At 70.3% G+C, this 19,144-nt stretch carries 15 protein-coding genes; 1 reads left to right on the top strand and 14 read right to left on the bottom strand.

Annotated features, from left to right (window positions below):
- Positions 1 to 110: 110 nt before the first annotated feature.
- The 14 genes from ACZ5CR_RS11365 to ACZ5CR_RS11430 form a co-directional block, all read right to left on the bottom strand.
- Positions 111 to 716, bottom strand: a complete 606-nt coding sequence (locus tag ACZ5CR_RS11365; RefSeq protein WP_468856025.1) for a hypothetical protein — start codon at positions 714 to 716, stop codon at positions 111 to 113.
- Between the two features lie 35 nt (positions 717 to 751).
- A complete protein-coding gene (locus ACZ5CR_RS11370; RefSeq protein WP_468856027.1) occupies positions 752 to 1,345 on the bottom strand; it encodes a GNAT family N-acetyltransferase in 594 nt (197 codons plus the stop codon).
- Positions 1,314 to 3,557: an MMPL family transporter gene (locus ACZ5CR_RS11375; RefSeq protein WP_468856030.1), complete on the bottom strand. Its 2,244-nt coding sequence runs from the start codon at positions 3,555 to 3,557 to the stop codon at positions 1,314 to 1,316. The genes ACZ5CR_RS11370 and ACZ5CR_RS11375 overlap by 32 nt, the downstream gene beginning before the upstream one ends.
- Before the next feature lie 214 nt (positions 3,558 to 3,771).
- Complete coding sequence (locus tag ACZ5CR_RS11380; RefSeq protein WP_468856033.1) at positions 3,772 to 5,883, bottom strand: phosphocholine-specific phospholipase C; 2,112 nt, start codon at positions 5,881 to 5,883, stop codon at positions 3,772 to 3,774.
- Between the two features lie 183 nt (positions 5,884 to 6,066).
- Positions 6,067 to 7,317, bottom strand: coding sequence for an SLC13 family permease (locus tag ACZ5CR_RS11385; RefSeq protein WP_468856211.1), 1,251 nt, complete (start codon positions 7,315 to 7,317; stop codon positions 6,067 to 6,069).
- 360 nt (positions 7,318 to 7,677) lie between these two features.
- Positions 7,678 to 9,189: an Asp-tRNA(Asn)/Glu-tRNA(Gln) amidotransferase subunit GatB gene (gene gatB / locus ACZ5CR_RS11390; RefSeq protein ID WP_468856036.1), complete on the bottom strand. Its 1,512-nt coding sequence runs from the start codon at positions 9,187 to 9,189 to the stop codon at positions 7,678 to 7,680.
- 16 nt (positions 9,190 to 9,205) lie between these two features.
- A complete protein-coding gene (locus ACZ5CR_RS11395; protein WP_468856038.1) occupies positions 9,206 to 9,439 on the bottom strand; it encodes a hypothetical protein in 234 nt (77 codons plus the stop codon).
- A gap of 5 nt (positions 9,440 to 9,444) precedes the next feature.
- Positions 9,445 to 10,950: an Asp-tRNA(Asn)/Glu-tRNA(Gln) amidotransferase subunit GatA gene (gatA, locus tag ACZ5CR_RS11400; protein ID WP_468856041.1), complete on the bottom strand. Its 1,506-nt coding sequence runs from the start codon at positions 10,948 to 10,950 to the stop codon at positions 9,445 to 9,447.
- Positions 10,951 to 10,956: 6 nt separating this feature from the next.
- Complete coding sequence (gene gatC / locus ACZ5CR_RS11405) at positions 10,957 to 11,253, bottom strand: Asp-tRNA(Asn)/Glu-tRNA(Gln) amidotransferase subunit GatC (RefSeq protein WP_010984178.1); 297 nt, start codon at positions 11,251 to 11,253, stop codon at positions 10,957 to 10,959.
- Positions 11,254 to 11,433: 180 nt separating this feature from the next.
- Positions 11,434 to 13,620 (bottom strand): putative bifunctional diguanylate cyclase/phosphodiesterase, encoded by a 2,187-nt coding sequence (locus tag ACZ5CR_RS11410; RefSeq protein WP_468856213.1) that lies wholly within the window; start codon positions 13,618 to 13,620, stop codon positions 11,434 to 11,436.
- Between the two features lie 459 nt (positions 13,621 to 14,079).
- On the bottom strand, positions 14,080 to 16,263 hold the full coding sequence (gene ligA, locus ACZ5CR_RS11415; RefSeq protein WP_468856043.1) for an NAD-dependent DNA ligase LigA: 2,184 nt from the start codon (positions 16,261 to 16,263) through the stop codon (positions 14,080 to 14,082).
- Positions 16,264 to 16,293: 30 nt separating this feature from the next.
- Positions 16,294 to 17,292 carry a methionine synthase gene (locus ACZ5CR_RS11420; protein ID WP_468856046.1) on the bottom strand — a complete coding sequence of 333 codons (999 nt, stop codon included), beginning with the start codon at positions 17,290 to 17,292 and terminating at the stop codon, positions 16,294 to 16,296.
- A complete protein-coding gene (locus ACZ5CR_RS11425; protein ID WP_468856049.1) occupies positions 17,289 to 17,978 on the bottom strand; it encodes an SDR family oxidoreductase in 690 nt (229 codons plus the stop codon). The genes ACZ5CR_RS11420 and ACZ5CR_RS11425 overlap by 4 nt, the downstream gene beginning before the upstream one ends.
- A gap of 42 nt (positions 17,979 to 18,020) precedes the next feature.
- Positions 18,021 to 18,566, bottom strand: a complete 546-nt coding sequence (locus ACZ5CR_RS11430; RefSeq protein WP_468856050.1) for an LOG family protein — start codon at positions 18,564 to 18,566, stop codon at positions 18,021 to 18,023.
- A gap of 91 nt (positions 18,567 to 18,657) precedes the next feature.
- Here ACZ5CR_RS11430 and ACZ5CR_RS11435 point away from each other — a divergent pair, with 91 nt between their 5' ends.
- Positions 18,658 to 18,996, top strand: coding sequence for a DUF427 domain-containing protein (locus ACZ5CR_RS11435; RefSeq protein ID WP_468856053.1), 339 nt, complete (start codon positions 18,658 to 18,660; stop codon positions 18,994 to 18,996).
- Positions 18,997 to 19,144: the final 148 nt, after the last annotated feature.

The raw sequence follows: 19,144 nt of genomic DNA on the forward strand, positions 1-19,144 counted from the left end.
TTAGGAGGGTGGGCCGGGGCCTTAGGCCTTACCTCCGCGCCTAAGGACCCCCGCTACCTCACGTGCCATTGACCACGTGCCATTGACCACGCGGCATTGACCACATGCCATTAACTCGTCGACGGCAGCCCGTAGATCAGGTCCGAGTACTTGGCGATGGCAAGGAGCAGGCCGATGACGCCGAGGACGACACCCGCCCAGGCCACCGACTTGATCCACGGCGCCTGTACCTGGTCGGGGGCGCCGAACGCGGGCCTGACCAGGACGACGAACCCGACGACCAGCGCGACGAGCGCGAAGGATCCGGCGATCAGCGCCGTGACCTGCCAGGAGTCGCCGTACAGCGCCTGGATCTGGTCGGCGACGCTCGCCGACTGCTTGGTCTCGAGCTGCCCGACGATGTTCGAGCGCGCCGCGGCGACGGTGCCGAGCCAGCCACCGGAGAGGCCGATCACACCGAGGGCGGCGGAGACGACGGCCGCGGCGCCCTGGAACACGCCGCTGGACTTGGCCGGAGCGACCTCTTCGACGACGACGAGGTCGTCGGCGTCGTCATCGGTGTCGTCGGCGCCGTCGACCTCGTCGGCCTTGGCGGCATCCTTCGACACGGCGTCCGTGGTGGTGTCGTCCACGGCGTCCGCGGCCTCCGCGTCTGCGGGCTTTGCGGGCTTCGCGGCCGCCTCGGCCGCAGTCTCGTCCTCTGTCTTAGTTCCCATGCTCCGCACCGTACGGACGGAGTCTGAGAGGTTTCTTAACGAGCTGCCCCACCACCGGCACAGCCCCCGGCATCCGCCGCCTCACGCGCCTTACGCCACTGTGGCGCGAGCACCGACCACACCTCCATGTCGTGCCGCACCCCCTGCCAGGGGAAGCTCTCCCGCAGCACTCCGTCCCTGGTCATCCCGAGCCGCTCGGCCACCGCGACACTGCGGTCGTTCGCCGAGGAGACCATCCACTCCACGCGGTGCATGCCGCGCTCATCGACCGCCCAGTCGATGAGGACCCGGCTCGCCCTGGTGATCAGGCCGTGCCCGGCGGCGGAAGGCTCGAGCCAGACTCCGAGCTCGCAGCACTCCGTGGCCGTGTCGAAGATCCGGAAGAAGATTCCGCCGACGAGTGTGTCGTTCAGCCAGATGCCGTAGAGGTGCCCCGTGTCGGCGGCCTTCCTGTCGGCGTACACCTGGAGGCGCTCCCGAGCCGAATTCAGGTCGGTCACCAGCGTGGTCAGGGGCACCCACGGTCCCGTGTAGTCGCGCGCCCGCTCGATGTGCGCGAGGAACTCCTGTGCCTGCCACGGCTCGATGGGCCGCAGCTCAGCGCCCTCGCCCAGCGATATCGCGAACATCCCGCTCCTTCGTCCCGTCCGGTGTCACGGGGATCCTCGCACCAGGGACGGTTTTGCTCGAACGACTTTCCGGCGGCTCGATGCTGATGCGCGGCAGCAGGCGGTCGAGGCCGCGCGGCAGCCACCAGTTGGCGCCGCCCAGCATGTGCATCAGGGCCGGCACCAGCAACGTACGCAGGACGAACGCGTCGAGTGCGACGGCCGCAGCGAGACCGATGCCGAACATCGCGATGACCCGGTCGCCGCTCAGGACGAAGGCGAGGAAGACCGAAATCATGATCACGGCCGCGGAGTTGATCACGCGGCTCGTCTCGGCGAGGCCGACCCGCACGGCCCGCCGGTTGTCGCCGGTCTCCAGCCACTCCTCGTACATCCGGCTGACCAGGAAGACCTGGTAGTCCATGGAGAGTCCGAAGAGGACGGACACCATGATCACGGGCAGGAAGGGTTCGATCGGCCCTGCCGAGCCGAGGCCGAGCAGCTCGCTCCCCCAGCCCCACTGGAAGATCGCGACCACGACCCCGAAGGCGGACGCCACCGCCGCCACGTTCATCGCGGCGGCCTTCAGGGGGATGCCGATGGACCGGAAGGCGAGAAGCAGCAGGGCGCAGCCGAGGCCGATGATCACGCCCACGAAGAGCGGCAGCTTGCCGACGATGATCTCCGCGAAGTCGTCGTAGCTCGCCGTGACGCCGCCGACCCGCAGGTCGAGCGCGGTGTCGGCCTCGGCCCTCGGGAGCACGTCGTCGCGCAGCCGGTCGACGAGCTCGCTGGTCCGCTGCGACTGGGGGGACGAGTCCGGTACGACGGTGACGTAGGCGGCCGTGCCGTTCGCGTCGTACGTGACGGGGCTGACGGAGGCGACGCCCTTGGTCGACTCCAGTGTGGGGACGAGGTTGGTGAGGGCGAGCCGGTCGCCCGCTCCCCCGACGTCGGTGACGAGCGTGAGCGGGCCGTTCACGCCGGGGCCGAAGCCGTCCGCGAGCAGGTCGTAGGCCTGCCGGGTGGTGGCCGACGCCGGATTGTTGCCCTGGTCGGACGTGCCCAGGTGCAGGGAGAGCGTGGGCAGGGCGAGCAGTGCCATCACGGCGACGGCGACGCCGCCGAGCAGCTTGGGGTGGCGCTCGACGAAGGCGGACCAGCGGGCGGCGAGCCCGGTGGGCATCTCCGGGGCCGGGCCGTGCTCGGCGAGGGCGCGCCGTTCGCGGCGGCTGAGCGCGCGCGGGCCGATCCAGGACAGGAGCGCGGGGAGCAGGGTCACCGACGCGGCGACCGTGAGGAGCACGGTCAGTGAGCCCGCGATCGCGACGCCGTTCAGGAAGCTGAGCCGCAGGATGAGCATGCCGAGCAGGGCGATGCACACGGTGGCGCCCGCGAAGACGACCGCGCGTCCGGTGGTGGCGACGGCGCGTTCCGCGGCGACGGCCACCGCCAGGCCCTGCTTGAGGCCCTTGCGGTGTCTGGTCACGATGAAGAGCGCGTAGTCGATGCCGACGCCGAGCCCGATCAGAGTGCCCAGCATCGGGGCGAAGTCCGCGACGGTCATGAAGTGGCCGAGCAGCACGATGCCCGCGTACGCCGTGCCGACCGACACGAGGGCCGTGGCGATGGGCAGTACGGACGCGGCGAGCGAGCCGAAGGCGAGGAAGAGCACGACGGCGGCGACGGCGACCCCGACGATCTCGGCGGTCTGCGCGCTCTTGGACTCGGTGAGGCCGACGGCGCTGCCGCCCAGCTCGACGTCCAGGCTGTCCGACGCCGCGGCCTTGGCGGTGTCGACGAGCGCCTGCGCGTCCGCCTTGTCGATGGCGTCGGCCTGCTCGTGGAAGGTGACGGTCGCGTACGCGATGCGCGCGTCGGCACTGATCTGTGCGGCGCCGCGCTCGGTGTACGGACTGCTGACGGAGGCCACCGCGGGCATGCCCTCGATGGTGTCGAGGGCGCTGGTCATCGTCTGTTCGACGTCGGCCGCGCGCACCGTCGTCCCCGCCTCGGTCCGCCAGACGACGGTGTTGCTGTCGCCGCCGAGGCCTTCGAAGCCCTCGTCCAGGAGCTGGGTCGCACGGCCGGACTCGGTGCCCGGCACCTCGTAGTCGTTCGAGTACGCGGATCCGGTGACGGCGGCGGCACTCGCGGCGCCGCCGAGGGCGAGGAGCCAGAGCAGTACGGCCAGGAGGCGGCGCTTCACACACCACCGAGCGAGTGCTGCCACCGACTTGCTCCCTGTACTGGTTCGTGGATCTTTATCGGGAACAGTCTTGAATGAGATGAACAGCCCGCAAAGAACGTTTGAGAGGCGACTTGGGCGCCAGAGGTACTTTGACAGCACGCGGAGATCGTTGGTCCCGTTCGTGGCTTTCCTCACAAGTTCACAAAAGGGTGTGCGAGGCCCCATCGGGACCTCGCACACCCTCAGAACCGGGGATTCAGCCCGACACGCTCGCGCGTCCGTTCTCTATGTGCCCCATCAGACGGCGCCGGAAAGCAGGTTCGCCCGCCGCCGTCGCCTGAATGTCGTACCAGCCGTGCTCGTCGTCCGTGTGCCAGGCGATCGTGCGGCTGCTGCCCGCCTTGACGCGGACGACCCGCGTCCGCCTCCTGACGTCGTCCTCGTCCACATAGCCGACCGGCTCGACGGTGAAGACGAGCTCCTTGCGGCCCCGGTTGGCCAGCGTCACATGAAGCTCGCGACGGGTGATCGCGGAGGCGAGCTGCGCGTTGCCGTCCTTGCCGCCCGCGAACTCGCGCCGGAAGCCGTTCGGCCCCGTGATCGTGAAGGCGTACGCGTCCTTGGGCACCGGGACGGTCCAGGAGCCCTCGCGCACGACGTCCTTGTGCTGCGGGACCTTGAACTCGTCGGCGTACGGATAGAGCGCGAAGTGCGCGCTGGAGCGGCCGCCGTTGCGCAGCCGCACCGAGAGAGCGCCCGTCTCGCCCGGCTTCACGTACGCGTCGGGCTGGTAGGGCAGCGGGCGGGCGCGGCGCGTGCCGGGCTCCTGGACCGGCATGGACTGCTTCAGGGGCGGCTGCGGGGACCAGCGGCCGCTGAACGCCGGGATGGCGCCGGGCTTTTCGACCTCGGGCTGCCGGTGGCCGCGCTTGAAGTCGAAGGCGCCGGTGAGGTCGCCGGTGACCTTGCGGCGCCAGGCGCTGATGTTGGGTTCCCGCACGCCGGTCCACTTCTCCAGGAAGCGCACGACGGAGGTGTGGTCGAAGACTTCGGATGTGACGTAGCCGCCGACGGTCCAGGGCGAGACGACGAGCATGGGGACGCGCACACCGAGGCCGGTCGGCCTGCCCTCCCAGCGCTCCTCCTGCTCCTCGGCGCTCTCGCCGCCGGGGACGGGCGGCGGGACGTGGTCGAAGAAGCCGTCGTTCTCGTCGTAGTTGATGAAGACGGCGGTGCGGCGCCAGACCTCGGGGTGCGAGGCGAGGGCGTCGAGGACCTTGTAGACGATGGTCGCGCTGTGGATCGGCGAGGAGACGCTGGGGTGCTCGGAGTCCTGGGCGGACGGCACCAGATAGCTGACCTTGGCCAGTTGGCCGCCCGCGACGTCCTTGGCGAACTCCTCCGCGAGCTTGCCGGTGGGCACGCGGCGCAGGGCGCGCTCGAAGAGCGACTTCTCCGCCTTGGTGAGGGTGGCGACGCCCTCCTCCAGGGTGGCGAGCAGCTTCTCGCGCTCGGCGTCGTCCTTGGCGTCGCGGACCTTGGCGTAGAAGGCCTCCATGTAGGTCAGGCCGGTCTTGGCGAGGACCTTGCGGGCGATGGCCTTGAAGGTGGTGAAGAACTCGATCTGGTTGTCGGTGAAGTTCTCCCACTCCGTGTACGTCCGCCAGCTCACGCCCGCCTTCTCCAGGCGCTCGGCGTACGTCCCCCAGTCGTATCCGGGGTGTGTCCCCTCGTCGTACGCGTCGTTTCCGACGGCACGCTTGCCGTTCGCCTCGTAGCCCGTCTTGCCGCTCCACAGGTGGTTGCGGTTGGGGCTCGTGGAGGTGTGGATGGACGAGTGGTAGGCGTCGCAGACGGTGAAGGTGTCGGCGAGTTCGTAGTGCAGCGGGATGTCCTCGCGCGTGTAGTACGCCATGGTCGCGGCGGTCTTGGCGGTGATCCAGCCGTCCGACCAGCCGTCGTGCCAGGCCTTGGCGCCGCCGCTCCAGGAGTGGTCGAGGGCGCCGATGTACTGCAGGTCCTTCTTCTGCGCCGCCGCGGCCTCGCGGACGGGGAAGGGCAGGACGGTGCTCAGCACGCCCGGCTGCTCGAACACGGACTTCCCACTCGGGAGCCGGAGGGCGTTGCGGTCACCGAAGCCGCGTACGCCGCGCAGGGCTCCGAAGTAGTGGTCGAAGGACCTGTTCTCCTGCATCAGGATGACGACGTGCTCGATCGAGTCGAGCCCGCCGCCGCCGGGTTTGGGCCGGTCCCGGTCCTGTGCCAGTGCCTGCTGCAGTGACGGCGGCAGGAACGATCCGACGGCGGCGGCGCCCAGTGCGCCTCCGCCAACTGCCATCAGCCGCCTGCGAGATATCTCCGGGGACACGTACGACCTCCAGTCGACGGCCAATGGTTCTCTGCTGATCCATTAGCCTGCTCCGCCGGGACGGTAGTGAAGTCTGGTTTCCCTGTGAAGACTTGGGGACGAAGTCGGCGTGAACGGACGCGCCCGAGTGCGTACGTCCGCACTCGGTCAGCCGACCAGACCTGGTCAGCCGGTGAGATCTGGTCAGCCGATCAGCAGCCCCGCCCAGAGCGCGACGGTCGACGCCGCGAGGATGAGGGGCACGGTCAGCACGCCGAGCACGGTGAAGGTGCGCAGCTCGGCGTCCGTGCCGTGGTCGTGCAGGATGCGGCGCCACAGGAGGGTGGCGAGCGAGCCGACGTACGTCAGGTTCGGGCCGATGTTGACGCCGATGAGCGCGGCGAGGACAGGGCCGGGGCCCGCGGGGGCGACGGCGGGCAGCAGGGCGAGGATCGCGGGCAGGTTGTTGATGAGGTTGGCCAGTACGGCGGCGAGGCCCGCGATCGCGAGCAGAGCGGGCAGTGAGGTGCCGTCCGGCAGGATCCACTCGATCCCGGAGCCGAGGCCGTTGTCGACGACCGCCTTGACGACGATGCCGAGCGCGAGCACGAACAGGCAGAACAGCGGGCTCGCGGAGCGGACGATCGCGGTGGCGGTCGTACGTTTCCGAAGCAGCGCACGTCCCGCGAGCACCGCCGCTCCCGCGAGGGCGGCCCACAGGGGTTCGAGGCCCACGAACGAGGTCACGACGAACCCGCCGAGCGTGAGCCCGAGGACGACCAGCGTGAACACCGGCACGGGGGTCGGCTCGGTCTCCTCGGACTCCAGGGCGCCCGCGGCCAGATCGCTCGCGAAGTACCGCCGGAACGCCACGTACTCGATGCCGATGGCAACCAGCCACGGCAACGCCATGAGCAGGGCGAACCGCGTGAAGGTGAGCCCGCTGGCGGTGAGGGCGAGGAGGTTGGTGAGGTTGGAGACGGGCAGCAGGAGCGACGCCGAGTTGGCCAGGTGGGCGGTGGCGTAGACGTGCGGGCGCGGCCTGGCTCCGACGCGGGCGGCGGTGGCGAAGACGACCGGGGTGAGCAGAACGACGGTGGCGTCCAGGCTCAGCACCGCGGTGATCACCGCGGCGACGCCGAAGACCCCGCCGAGCAGCGCCTTGGTCCGCCCGCCGCAGAGCCGGGCGACGAGATCCCCGGCGGCCGCGAAAAGCCCGTCGTCCGCGCAGAGCTGAGCGAGCACGAGCACGGCGGCGAGGAACCCCACCACCGGCAGCAGGCTCTCGACCTGCGCGAGCGCGTCCCGCGGCGAGACGGCACCGAGCACCACGACAAGCCCGGCGGCGGGCAGCGCGGCGGCGGCCTCGGGCCACTGCCGGGGCCGTATGACGGCGAACGCGAGCACGGCGAGCAGCAGGCCGACGGAGAGGATCTCGGCAGTGACGGTGTTCAGGGGGACGCTCCGTGGCCCGAGTGGGGCGGGGGTTCGACGGGACGGATGCTGACAGCGTAAGGCGGCGCTCCACCGGCCCGGTCGCACGGGGACGGCGCCACCCCGGCCGGTCCGCCGACCGGTCCGGATACAGAGGCGAGCCGACGGCCTGCCTGTCCACCGGCCGTCGGCGGACGGCGCCTTCAGGGACGAGCCCCGCCGCCGCACGGCCTTCGCCGGGGTGCCCGCCCGCCCCTCATGGGCGCGGGCCCAAGAGGCGTTTCAGGCCGACGCACGCGTAGGCCGACGCACGCGTGGGGCGGCGCCCCCGAGGGTGCGCCGCCCCACATCACGTACGAGATCTCGTACGGGCAAGAGGACTCAGCCCTCTACGCCCAGCTTCTCCAGGATCAGTTCCTTGACGCGGGCCGCGTCGGCCTGGCCCCGGGTCGCCTTCATGACCGCGCCGACCAGTGCGCCGGCCGCCGCGACCTTGCCGCTGCGGATCTTGTCGGCGATGGCGGGGTTGCCCGCGATCGCCTCGTCCACCGCGGTCGTCAGCGCGCCCTCGTCCGAGACGACCTTCAGGCCGCGCTTCTCGACGACCTCGTCCGGCGTGCCTTCACCAGCCAGGACGCCCTCGAAGACCTGGCGCGCCAGCTTGTCGTTCAGGTCGCCCTTGGCGACGAGCTCGGCGACCCTGGCGACCTGCACCGGGGTGACCGGGAGCTCGTCGAGCGCCTTGCCCGTCTCGTTGGCGTTGCGGGCCATCTCGCCCATCCACCACTTGCGCGCGGCGGCCGAGTCGGCGCCCGCCTCGATGGTGGCGACGATCGGGTCGACCGCACCCGCGTTCAGGATCGACTGCATGTCGTGCTCCGAGACACCCCACTCCTCACGGAGTCGGTTGCGGCGCACGCGCGGCATCTCGGGGAGACCTGCACGCAGCTCCTCGACCCACGTACGGGCCGGGGCCACCGGGACGAGGTCGGGCTCCGGGAAGTACCGGTAGTCCTCGGCGTTGTCCTTGATGCGGCCCGACGTCGTGGAGCCGTCCTCCTCGTGGAAGTGACGGGTCTCCTGGATGATCGTGCCGCCGTCGTTCAGGACGGCCGCGTGACGCTGGATCTCGAAGCGCGCCGCACGCTCCACGGAACGGAGCGAGTTGACGTTCTTCGTCTCCGAACGCGTACCGAACTCCTCACGCCCGTGCGGGCGCAGCGAGAGGTTCACGTCGCAGCGCATCTGGCCCTTGTCCATCCGGGCCTCGGACACGTCGAGCGCCTTGATGACCTCGCGCAGCTCGGCCACGTACGCCTTGGCGACCTCGGGAGCCCGCTCGCCCGCGCCCTCGATCGGCTTGGTGACGATCTCGATGAGCGGGATACCGGCGCGGTTGTAGTCCAGGAGCGAGTGCGAGGCGCCGTGGATACGGCCCGTCGCGCCACCCACGTGCGTGGACTTGCCGGTGTCCTCCTCCATGTGGGCGCGCTCGATCTCCACGCGGAAGACCTCGCCGTCCTCCAGCTGGACGTCCAGATAGCCGTTGAAGGCGATCGGCTCGTCGTACTGAGAGGTCTGGAAGTTCTTCGGCATGTCCGGATAGAAGTAGTTCTTCCGGGCGAAGCGGCACCACTCGGCGATCTCGCAGTTCAGCGCGAGACCGATCTTGATGGCGGACTCGACGCCGATCTCGTTGACCACCGGCAGCGCGCCGGGCAGTCCGAGACAGGTCGGGCAGGTCTGGCTGTTGGCGTCCTGCTTGAGCTCGGTGGAGCAGCCGCAGAACATCTTGGTCTTGGTGCCCAGCTCGACATGGACCTCAAGGCCCATGACGGGGTCGTACGTCGCGAGGGCATCCTCGTACGACACCAGGTCAGTCGTGGCAGTCACGGTGAAACTTTCCCTCTCAACCCAGCAGGACGTCGTCGTCGCCGAGCTTCTTCAGCTCGCGATAGAGCAGAGCAAGGCCGGTGACGATGGCGGCGGCGGAGACAGCGGCGTCGACGAGCCGGAGCGTGTCGTGGTCCTTGCGGGCCGTGCGGGCCTGCTTGACGACGGAGATCGCGCCGAAGGCGGTCGAGGCGATCGACAGGTACGCGCCGGGCTTGGACTTCTTGAAGCCCTTGGCCTTGGCAGTCATGGGACTCACAGTGACGGTGCCTCCTCAAGCAGCGGGTGACCCCACCTTTCCACGAAGGCGGCCTCTACGGCAGCGCCGACCTTGTAAAGGCGGTCGTCCTTCATGGCCGGGGCGATGATCTGCAGCCCGACGGGCAGGCCGTCCTCCGGCGCGAGGCCGCAGGGCAGCGACATGGCGGCATTGCCCGCCATGTTCGACGGAATGGTGCACACGTCCGCGAGGTACATCGCCATCGGGTCGTCGGCGCGCTCGCCGATCGGGAAGGCGGTGGTCGGCGTCGCGGGCGAGACAACCACGTCCACCTGCTCGAAGGCCTTCTCGAAGTCCTTCGTGATCAGGGTGCGGACCTTCTGGGCGCTTCCGTAGTACGCGTCGTAGTAGCCGGAGCTGAGTGCGTACGTGCCCAGGATGATGCGGCGCTTGACCTCGTCGCCGAAGCCGGCCTCGCGGGTCAGCGCGGTGACGTCCTCGGCGGACTTCGTGCCGTCGTCGCCGACGCGCAGGCCGTAGCGCATGGCGTCGAAGCGCGCGAGGTTCGAGGAGCACTCGGAGGGCGCGATCAGGTAGTACGCGGAGAGCGCCAGGTCGAAGGACGGGCAGTCCAGCTCGACGATCTCGGCGCCGAGCTCCTTGAGCAGGGCCACCGACTCCTGGAAGCGCTGGACGACACCGGCCTGGTAGCCCTCGCCCGCGAACTGCTTGACGACACCGACGCGCATGCCCTGTACGGAGCCGTTGCGGGCCGCCTCGACGACCGCGGGGACCGGGGCGTCGATGGACGTCGAGTCGAGCTCGTCGTGTCCTGCGATGACCTCGTGCAGGAGCGCGGCGTCCAGGACCGTGCGGGCGCAGGGGCCGCCCTGGTCGAGCGATGACGAGAACGCCACCATGCCGTAGCGCGAGACGCCGCCGTACGTCGGCTTGACGCCGACCGTGCCGGTGACGGCCGCGGGCTGGCGGATGGAGCCGCCGGTGTCGGTGCCGATGGCGAGGGGGGCCTCGTACGAGGCGATGGCGGCGCTGGAGCCGCCGCCCGAGCCGCCGGGGATGCGGGTGAGGTCCCACGGGTTGCCGGTGGGGCCGTACGCGCTGTTCTCGGTGGAGGACCCCATGGCGAACTCGTCCATGTTGGTCTTGCCGAGGATGACGACGTCGGCTTCCTTCAGCTTGCGCGTGACGGTCGCGTCGTACGGCGGGATCCAGCCTTCGAGGATCTTGGAACCGACCGTGGTCGGGACGCCCTCGGTGGTGAAGATGTCCTTGAGCGCGAGGGGTACGCCGGCCAGCGGGCCGAGCTTCTCGCCCTTCGCGCGCTTGGCGTCGACGGCGCGGGCCTGCGCGAGGGCGCCCTCGCGGTCGACGTGCAGGAAGGCGTGCACCTTCTCGTCGACGGCCTCGATACGGGCGAGGTGGGCCTCGGTGACCTCGACGGCCGTGAGCTCGCCGGAGGCGACCTTGGCGGCGATGTCCGCGGCGGTGAGCCTGATGATGTCGATCTTGCTGTCCGTCATGGTGGGTTAGTCCTCCCCCAGGATCTGCGGCACCTTGAAACGCTGCTGCTCTTGTGCCGGGGCTCCGGAGAGCGCCTGCTCGGGGGTGAGCGACGGACGGACCTCGTCCGCGCGCATGACGTTCGTCAGCGGCAGCGGGTGGGAGGTCGGCGGTACGTCTTGGTCGGCGACCTCGGAGACGCGGGCGACCGCGCCGATGATGTCGTCGAGCTGTCCGGCGAAGTGGTCGAGCTCTTCTGCCTTCAGCTCCAGACGTGCAAGGCGGGCGAGGTGGGCGACCTCCTCGCGCGTAATGCCAGGCATGCGGCGATCCTCTGGGGGTGAGTGTGTGGTGTGTGGCCCCAATCCTATGGGGCCACACCCCGTGCACGTGAAACGGATTCCCCCCGGGGGCCTCCACGCCGGTCCCGGTGGGGCCCGAGGGCCCCGCCCGATTCCCCGCGGCTGCTTCCTCGCAGCTACCTCGCGGCTACTTCCTCGCGGCTACTTGGCCACGTCCGCCCGCGCCTCCGCCGCCGCCTGCTCCTCCGCCGCGATGTCCACCGGCCTGCGCCAGCCGCGCGAGCCCCGCGCCCGCAGCCAGGCGGTGGTCTCGTCCGGCGGCATCGCCGCGGCGACGAGCCACCCCTGGACCGCGTCGCAGCCCAGATCGCGCAACCGCTCCCACGTCTCGTCGTCCTCGACGCCCTCGGCCACGACGAGCAGCCCCAGGGAGTGCGCGAGGTCGACCGTGCAGCGGACGATCTCCGCGTCTTCGTTGTCCACCGCGAGCCGCGCCACGAAGGAACGGTCGATCTTCAGCTCGCTCACCGGCAGCCGCCGCAGATGGACCAGGGACGAGTACCCCGTACCGAAGTCGTCGAGAGACATCTTGACGCCGTGCCCGGTCAGGCCCGCCAGGGTGTCGGCGGCCCGCTGCGGGTCCTCCAGAAGCACGTGTTCCGTTATCTCCAGCTGCAGCGCCCCCGGCGGGACCCCGTGCCGTGCGAGACGTGCCGCGACGGCGCCCGCGAAGCCGGGGGTGTGGACGTCGCGCGGCGACACGTTCACCGCGACGGGGACCTTGAGCCCCATCGCCTGCCACTTCGCCACCTGGCCGAGGGCGGTCTCCAGGACGTACTCCGTCAGGTGCGGCATGAGCCCGGACGACTCGGCTATGGCGATGAACTCGTCCGGCGGAACCTTCCCGCGCTCGGGGTGCACCCACCGCACCAGCGCCTCGAGCCCCGCGACGCGGCCGTCGAACTGGACCTTCGGCTGGTAGTGGAGCTCGACGTCACCCGCGTCGAGCGCGCGGCGCAGATCGCCCAACAGGCCCAGGCGGTCGGGGGTGTTGGAGTCGCGCTTGGACTCGTACACCTCGACGCCCGTGCGGTCCCGCTTGGCCTGGTACATCGCGACGTCCGCGCGTCGCAGCAGGCCTTCCGCGTCCATCGCGTGGTCGGGGAAGACGGCGAGCCCCGCGCTGGCCTCCAGGACGAGCGACAGGCCGTCGAGGTCCAGGGGCGAACCGAGGGCGGCGACAAGGGACCGTGCCACCCGGGTGGCCGACGTCGTGGAGTCGGTGACCGGCAGCAGGACGGCGAACTCGTCGCCGCCGAGCCGGGCGGCCTCCGCGCCGCGCGGCAGGGCGAGCCTCAGCCGGTCGGCGATCTGCAGGAGGAGACGGTCGCCGGCGAGATGGCCGAGGGTGTCGTTCACCGAACGGAAGCGGTCCATGTCGATCAGCATCAGGGCGGAGCGCGCCCCGATCCGCTCGGCATCGTCCAGAGCCGTCCAGGTCCGCTCGAGGAGCCACTGCCGGTTGGGCAGGCCGGTGAGCGGGTCCTGCAGCTGTTCCTCGGCCCTGGCCCGTGCGATCCACAGCGTCGAGTCGAGCGCGACGAGGGGAATCGCGAAGAGCGGGAGCATGATGGGCGTCGAGGCCGCGACCACGCAGATCAGCGGTGCGATGCCGAGCAGCGCGACGCCGACGAGGCCCTGCCTGACCAGGGCGGTACGGGTGACCGTGGGCAGGGCGCCGGTGCGCGGCGCGTGGACGTACCAGAGCAGGACCCGGGTGACGACGAGATAGCCGAGGGCGGCGAGCGCCACCTCGGGCAACGAGTACAGGTCCCACGTCTCGGGCAGCCAGGGCGACTGCGCCGATGGCGCCGTGCCGAACGCGGCCATGGCGAGCGCGCCCGCGCCGATGCCGAGGATGTCGACGGCGCCGTGCAGGATGCCCTGTCGCCAGCGGTGGCGGCGCGCGATGCCGACCAGGACGACGACGGTGAGGCTGACCATTCCGGCGGGCACCCAGCCGTACAGCAGGAGGACGGCGACGGTGAGCGCGCCGCCCGAACCGGTGCCGCCCCACCAGCGGTCGCGGCCGAGCGCGACGAGGTGGCCGACGATGAGGCCGGTGAGAATGGCGAGGGACCAGCCGACCGTGCCGGAGGGGAACAGCGCGTCGCGTCCGGTGAGCGCGTGGAAGAAGCCCGTGCCGAGCACCACGGCGGCCAGCGCCACGACAGTAATCGGAAGCACTGGCCAAGGGTCACGCTCGGCGGACGCGTCGTCCGCGTCGTGCGCCTCGGAGCCGCGCCAGAGCGTCCTGCGCCGCCCGTCGGTGCCGCTCTGGGCGGAACGGGGTCCTGCCGCGTCCCTGCCGCCCGATGTCTCGCCCACGCCGAGCTCCTGCGTGCCGTACCCGCCGACGGTGCTCCATGCGCGCTCGCGTCGCTCAACTGCGGTGCTCGGGGCGGGTCGGCTGCTCTCGGCTTCGTGCGCCTCGCGTGCCTCCCGTGCCGCTCTGCGTCCGCTGAGCCAGGCGCCCGGTCCGCGCCGCAAGCGCGCGCGCAGCCGGGAGTCCGGTGCGGCGCTCTCGGTCGGTTCCATTCCCGTCCCTCTCACAGCCGGCAGTGCCCACGCCACGCGGACTCGGTCCAGAAGTCAGCCGCGTCTGGAACTCCTCCCCCGTGCTCCCGATGAGCAGGGGATACCCCAATCGCAGCGGGGCACGGCAGGCGCACATCTCAACAGTAGGCCGCAGAAGGCTTCTACGGGCAGCGGTCCACAACGGTTGCCCGAATGCGACCCGGCCACCCGTATGCATCTGGTATGCGCTGAACGGGTGGCCTTCAACCGCTACTCCTCGGTCGGAAGCGCAACTTCCGTCGCCGCGTCCGGTCCTTTTTCCAGCAGGACGGCGAAACCTTCCTCGTTCAGAACCGGAACCTTCAACTGCATGGCCTTGTCATATTTAGATCCAGGGTTGTCACCCACAACGACGAAAGCTGTCTTTTTCGAAACGGAACCGGTCACCTTTGCGCCCCGGCTCTGCAACGCATCTTTTGCGCCATCCCTCGTGTGGTGCTCGAGCGTTCCGGTCACCACGACCGTGAGGCCTTCGAGCGGTCGCGGCCCCTCGTCCTCTCCCCCGCCCTCTTCCTCCATGCGGACACCGGCCGCACGCCACTTGCGCAGGATCTCCCGGTGCCACTCCTCCTCGAACCACTGCTTCAGGGAGGCGGCGATGGTCGGGCCCACGCCCTCGACGGCGGCCAGCTCCTCCTCCGTGGCCTGTTCGATCCGCTCGACCGACCGGAATTCGCGGGCGAGCGCCTCCGCGGCGACCGGGCCCACGTGCCGGATGGAGAGGCCCGTGATGATCCGCGCGAGCGGGCGCTCCTTGGCCGCCGCGATGTTCTCCAGCATGGAGACGGCGTTCTTCTTCGCCTCGCCCTGCTGGTTGGCGAAGACCGTGGCGATCTTCTCCTCACCCGTCTTCGGGTCCCGCTTGGGCAGACCGCTGTCCTGATCCAGTACGTACGCCTTGATCGGCAGGAGCCGGTCGATGGTGAGGTCGAAGATGTCGCCCTCGTCGAGAATCGGCGGCTCGGACGGCTCCAGGGGCTTGGTGAGCGCGGCCGCGGCGACGTAGCCGAAGTTCTCGATGTCCAGGCTCTTGCGGCCCGCGAGATAGAAGAGACGCTCGCGCAGCTGGGCGGGGCAGGACCGGGCGTTGGGGCACCGGAGGTCGATGTCGGCCTCCTTCATCGCCCGCAGCGCCGTCCCGCACTCGGGGCACTCGGCGGGCATCACGAACTCCCGCTCGGTGCCGTCCCGCAGGTCGACGACGGGGCCGAGGATCTCCGGGATGACGTCGCCCGCCTTGCGCAGGACGACCGTGTCCCCGATGAAGACGCCCTTCTTCTTCACCACGTCCTGGTTGTGCAGGGTGGCGAACTCGACCTCGGATCCCGCGACGGTCACGGGCTCCACCTGGGCGTACGGCGTGACGCGGCCGGTGCGGCCGACGCCCACGCGGATGTTGACCAGCTTGGTGTTGACCTCCTCGGGGGCGTACTTCCAGGCGATCGCCCAGCGCGGGGCGCGCGAGGTCGAGCCGAGGCGGCCCTGGAGCGGGATCTCGTCCAGCTTCACGACGACGCCGTCGATCTCGTGCTCCACGGAGTGGCGGTTCTCGCCGAAGTACGTGATGAACTCCCGCACTCCGTCGAGCCCTTGGACCACCTTGTTGTGCTGGGCGGTGGGCAGGCCCCAGTCGTGCAGGAGCTCATAGGCGTGGCTGAGGCAGTCGATGTCGAAGCCCTCGCGGGCACCGATGCCGTGCACCACCATGTGCAGCGGGCGCGTGGCGGTGACGCGCGGGTCCTTCTGGCGCAGTGAACCCGCCGCCGCGTTGCGCGGGTTGGCGAAGGGCTTGTCGCCCGCCTCCACCAGACGGGCGTTCAGCTCCTCGAACTTCTCCATCGGGAAGAAGACCTCGCCACGGATCTCGACGAGGGCGGGGATCTTGTCGCCCTTGAGGCGGTCCGGGATGTCCGAGATGGTGCGGACGTTCGGAGTGATGTCCTCGCCGGTGCGGCCGTCTCCGCGGGTGGCCGCGCGGGTGAGCTTGCCGTCCTCGTACGTGAGGTTCACGGCGAGGCCGTCGACCTTCAGTTCGCACAGGAAGTGGTGGTCGCTGGTGCCGACCTCCTTGCCGACGCGGTCGGCCCAGGCGGCGAGCTCCTCGTCGTCGAAGGCGTTGTCCAGGGAGAGCATGCGCTCGCGGTGCTGGACCGAGGTGAACTCGGTCTCGTACGCCCCGGAGACCTTCTGGGTGGGCGAATCGGGCGTACGAAGCTCCGAATACTGCTCTTCCAGGGCTTCGAGCGAGCGAAGGAGCTTGTCGAACTCGGCGTCGCTGACGACCGGTTGGTCGTTCACGTAGTACCGGAAGCGGTGCTCCTCGATCTGTTCGGCCAGCTGGGCATGCTGATCCCGTGCCTCGGCGGGCACAGAGCCTTGCTGTTCGACAGCCACCGTTACGTCCTCCCGTTACGTCATACCCAATTACTCAGGGTTGTCCGCGAGTGATCTCGCCGCCCGGGCGCAGTGGGCGAGCACCGCGCGGGCGTACGCCGGAGAAGCCCCCGCGAGCCCGCACGACGGAGTGACCACGACCGACTCCGCGAGAGAACCCGGATTCAGCCCCAGCCTGCGCCACAACGTCCTGACACCCATGACGCTACCGGCAGGGTCTGACAATGGGCCGTCCACGCCGGGCGCGACACCGGCGAAGAGCTTCGTGCCGCCCTCGACTGCCTCACCGATCACCTCGTCGTCACGCTCGGTGAGCAGCGAGAAGTCGAACGAGACGGCATCCGCCCCGGCCCGGCGCAGCAGCGCGAACGGCACGTCCGGCGCGCAGGAGTGCACGACGGCAGGCCCGTCCCCGTGCACGCCGATGACCTCGCGCAAGGTGCTCTCCACGAGCTGGCGGTCCACGGCGCGGTGGGTGCGGTACTCGCTCGCGGTCTTGATCTGCCCGCGCAGCACACCGACGAGCGAGGGCTCGTCGAGCTGCAGCACGATCTGGCCACCGGGGATCCGGCGGCGTACGTCCGCGAGGTGGGCGCGCAGGCCTTCCGCGAGCGATCCTGCCAGGTCACGGCAGGCGCCCGGGTCGGAGAGCGCGGCCTCGCCGTTGCGCAGCTCCAGGGCTGCGGCGAGGGTCCACGGCCCGACGGCCTGCACCTTGACCGGCCCTTCGTACCCCTGGGTGAACTCCTCCAGGGCGTCGAGGTCCTCGCCGAGCCAGGCCTTCGCGCGGCGCGTGTCCCGTCCGGGCCGGTCGCCGATCCGCCAGCCGCTGGGCTCCACGCGCGCGTAGAGCTCGACGAGCATTCCGGCGGTCCGCCCGATCATGTCGGCGCCTGGCCCCCGCGCGGGCAGCTCCGCCAGATACGGGAAATCCTCGAAACTGCCGGTGACGGTCTTCGCGGCCTCACGGGCGTCGCCGCCCGGCATGGACCCGATGCCGGTGGCCGGGCCCCAACGATGCGCGCTCACTGGCCGGGCCGCACCGTCAGGTCGTTGACCTCGGCGTCGCGCGGCAGGTCGACGGCCATCAGGATCGCCGTGGCGACCGACTCCGGGTCGATGAAGCGGGCGGGGTCGTACTCCTTGCCCTCCTGCTGATGCACTTTGGCCTGCATGGCGCTCGCCGTGCGCCCCGGGTAGACGGAGGTGACACGGACGCCGTTCGCGTGCTCCTCGCCCCGCAGGGAGTCGGCCAGGGCCTTGAGACCGTGCTTGGAGGCGGCGTAGGCGGACCACTCGGGGCTGGCGCTCAGGCCCGCGCCCGAGTTGACGAAGACCACGTGGCCCTGGGCGGCGCGGAGTTGGGGCAGGAAGTGGCGGGTCAGCTCGGCGGGGGCGATGAGGTTGACGTTGAGCTGGTGGCGCCAGGACTTGGGGGTGAGGTCACCGACGCGCCCCAGGTCCACGACGCCCGCGATGTGGAGCAGGGAGTCGACACGGTCGGGCAGCGACTGGTGGCCGAACGCCCAGGAGAGCTTGTCGGGGTCGGAGAGGTCGCCCACGAGCGTGTCCGCCCCGGGGAATTGCGCGGCCAGTTCCTTCGCGCGGCCCGCGTCCCGTGCGTGCAGGACGAGGGAGTCGCCGCGTGCGTGGAGACGGCGGGCGACGGCCGCGCCGATGCCGGAGCCGGCCCCGGTGATCACATGTGTTGCCATGCGTCCATCGTCGCACCCCGGCAGACGCAGGTCAGCGCATGGTCACTGGGTGCCCAAGGCCTCCTCCAGGTAGGCGAGCGCGCCGACCGCCTCTTCGGCGAAGAAGACGAGACCGGTCAGCGGCACCGGCAGGAAGCCCTCGTCCTCCATGCGCTGGAACTGCTCCTTCAACCCGTCGTAGAAGCCCGCCGAGTTGAGCAGGACCACCGGCTTGGTGTGCTTGCCGTGCTTCTTCAGTTCAAGGATCTCGGTGGCCTCGTCCAACGTGCCCGTACCACCAACCATGATCACGACGGCATCGGCCTTCTCCAGGAGCAGCGCCTTGCGCTCGGCGAGGTCACGCGCGATCACCATCTCGTCGGGCGCGGAGACGACCCGGGCCCGGTCGGCGAGAAAGTCCACCGACACCCCGACAAGCCCCCCACCCGCCTCCTGCACCCCATCCGCGACGACCTTCATCAGCCCACTCTCCGAACCACCCCACACCAGGGTGTGACCGCCCTTGCCGAGCAGCTCGGCGAATTCGCGCGCGGGGCGGGTGTAGCGGTCGGGGAGATCGGCGGCGGAGAGGAAGACACAGATGTTCATGGCTTCACCGTACGATCCGGCAGAGACTGGGTGGACCGCAGCCGCTCACAGGCAGCCGCCCATAGGCAGCCGCTCACAGAAGGAGACCACGGTGACCGCAGGACACAAGATCACCATCGAGCAGGGCACCGACCTCGTACGGGTGGTGCGGGAAGGCGGCCAGACCGTGGCCGAAAGCCGCCGCCCACTGCTGCTGCGCGAGACGGGCTGCCCGGTCCGCTACTACCTCCCCCCGCAGGACGTACGCACCGACCTCCTGACCCCGTCGGACACGACCACGTACTGCCCGTTCAAGGGAACGGCGTCGTACTGGTCGCTGCCGGGCTCCACCGACGTGGTGTGGGCGTACCCCGAGCCGAAGCCGGACGTGGCCGAGATCAAGGACCACTTCTGCTTCTACGAGGTGAACGTCAGCGAGCCGGGGCGGTAGCCACGGCTGGCTGGCCCGGCGATTGCAGGAAAGTCCCGGGGGGGGGGGGGGGGGGGGGGGGGGGGGGGGGGGGGGGGGGGGGGGGGGAGGGGGGAGGGAAGCAGGGGGCAGGTCGGCGGGGGGCGTGGAGCTGCGGTGCCGGTGTGTG

This window comes from Streptomyces sp. NPDC031274 (assembly GCF_055570235.1).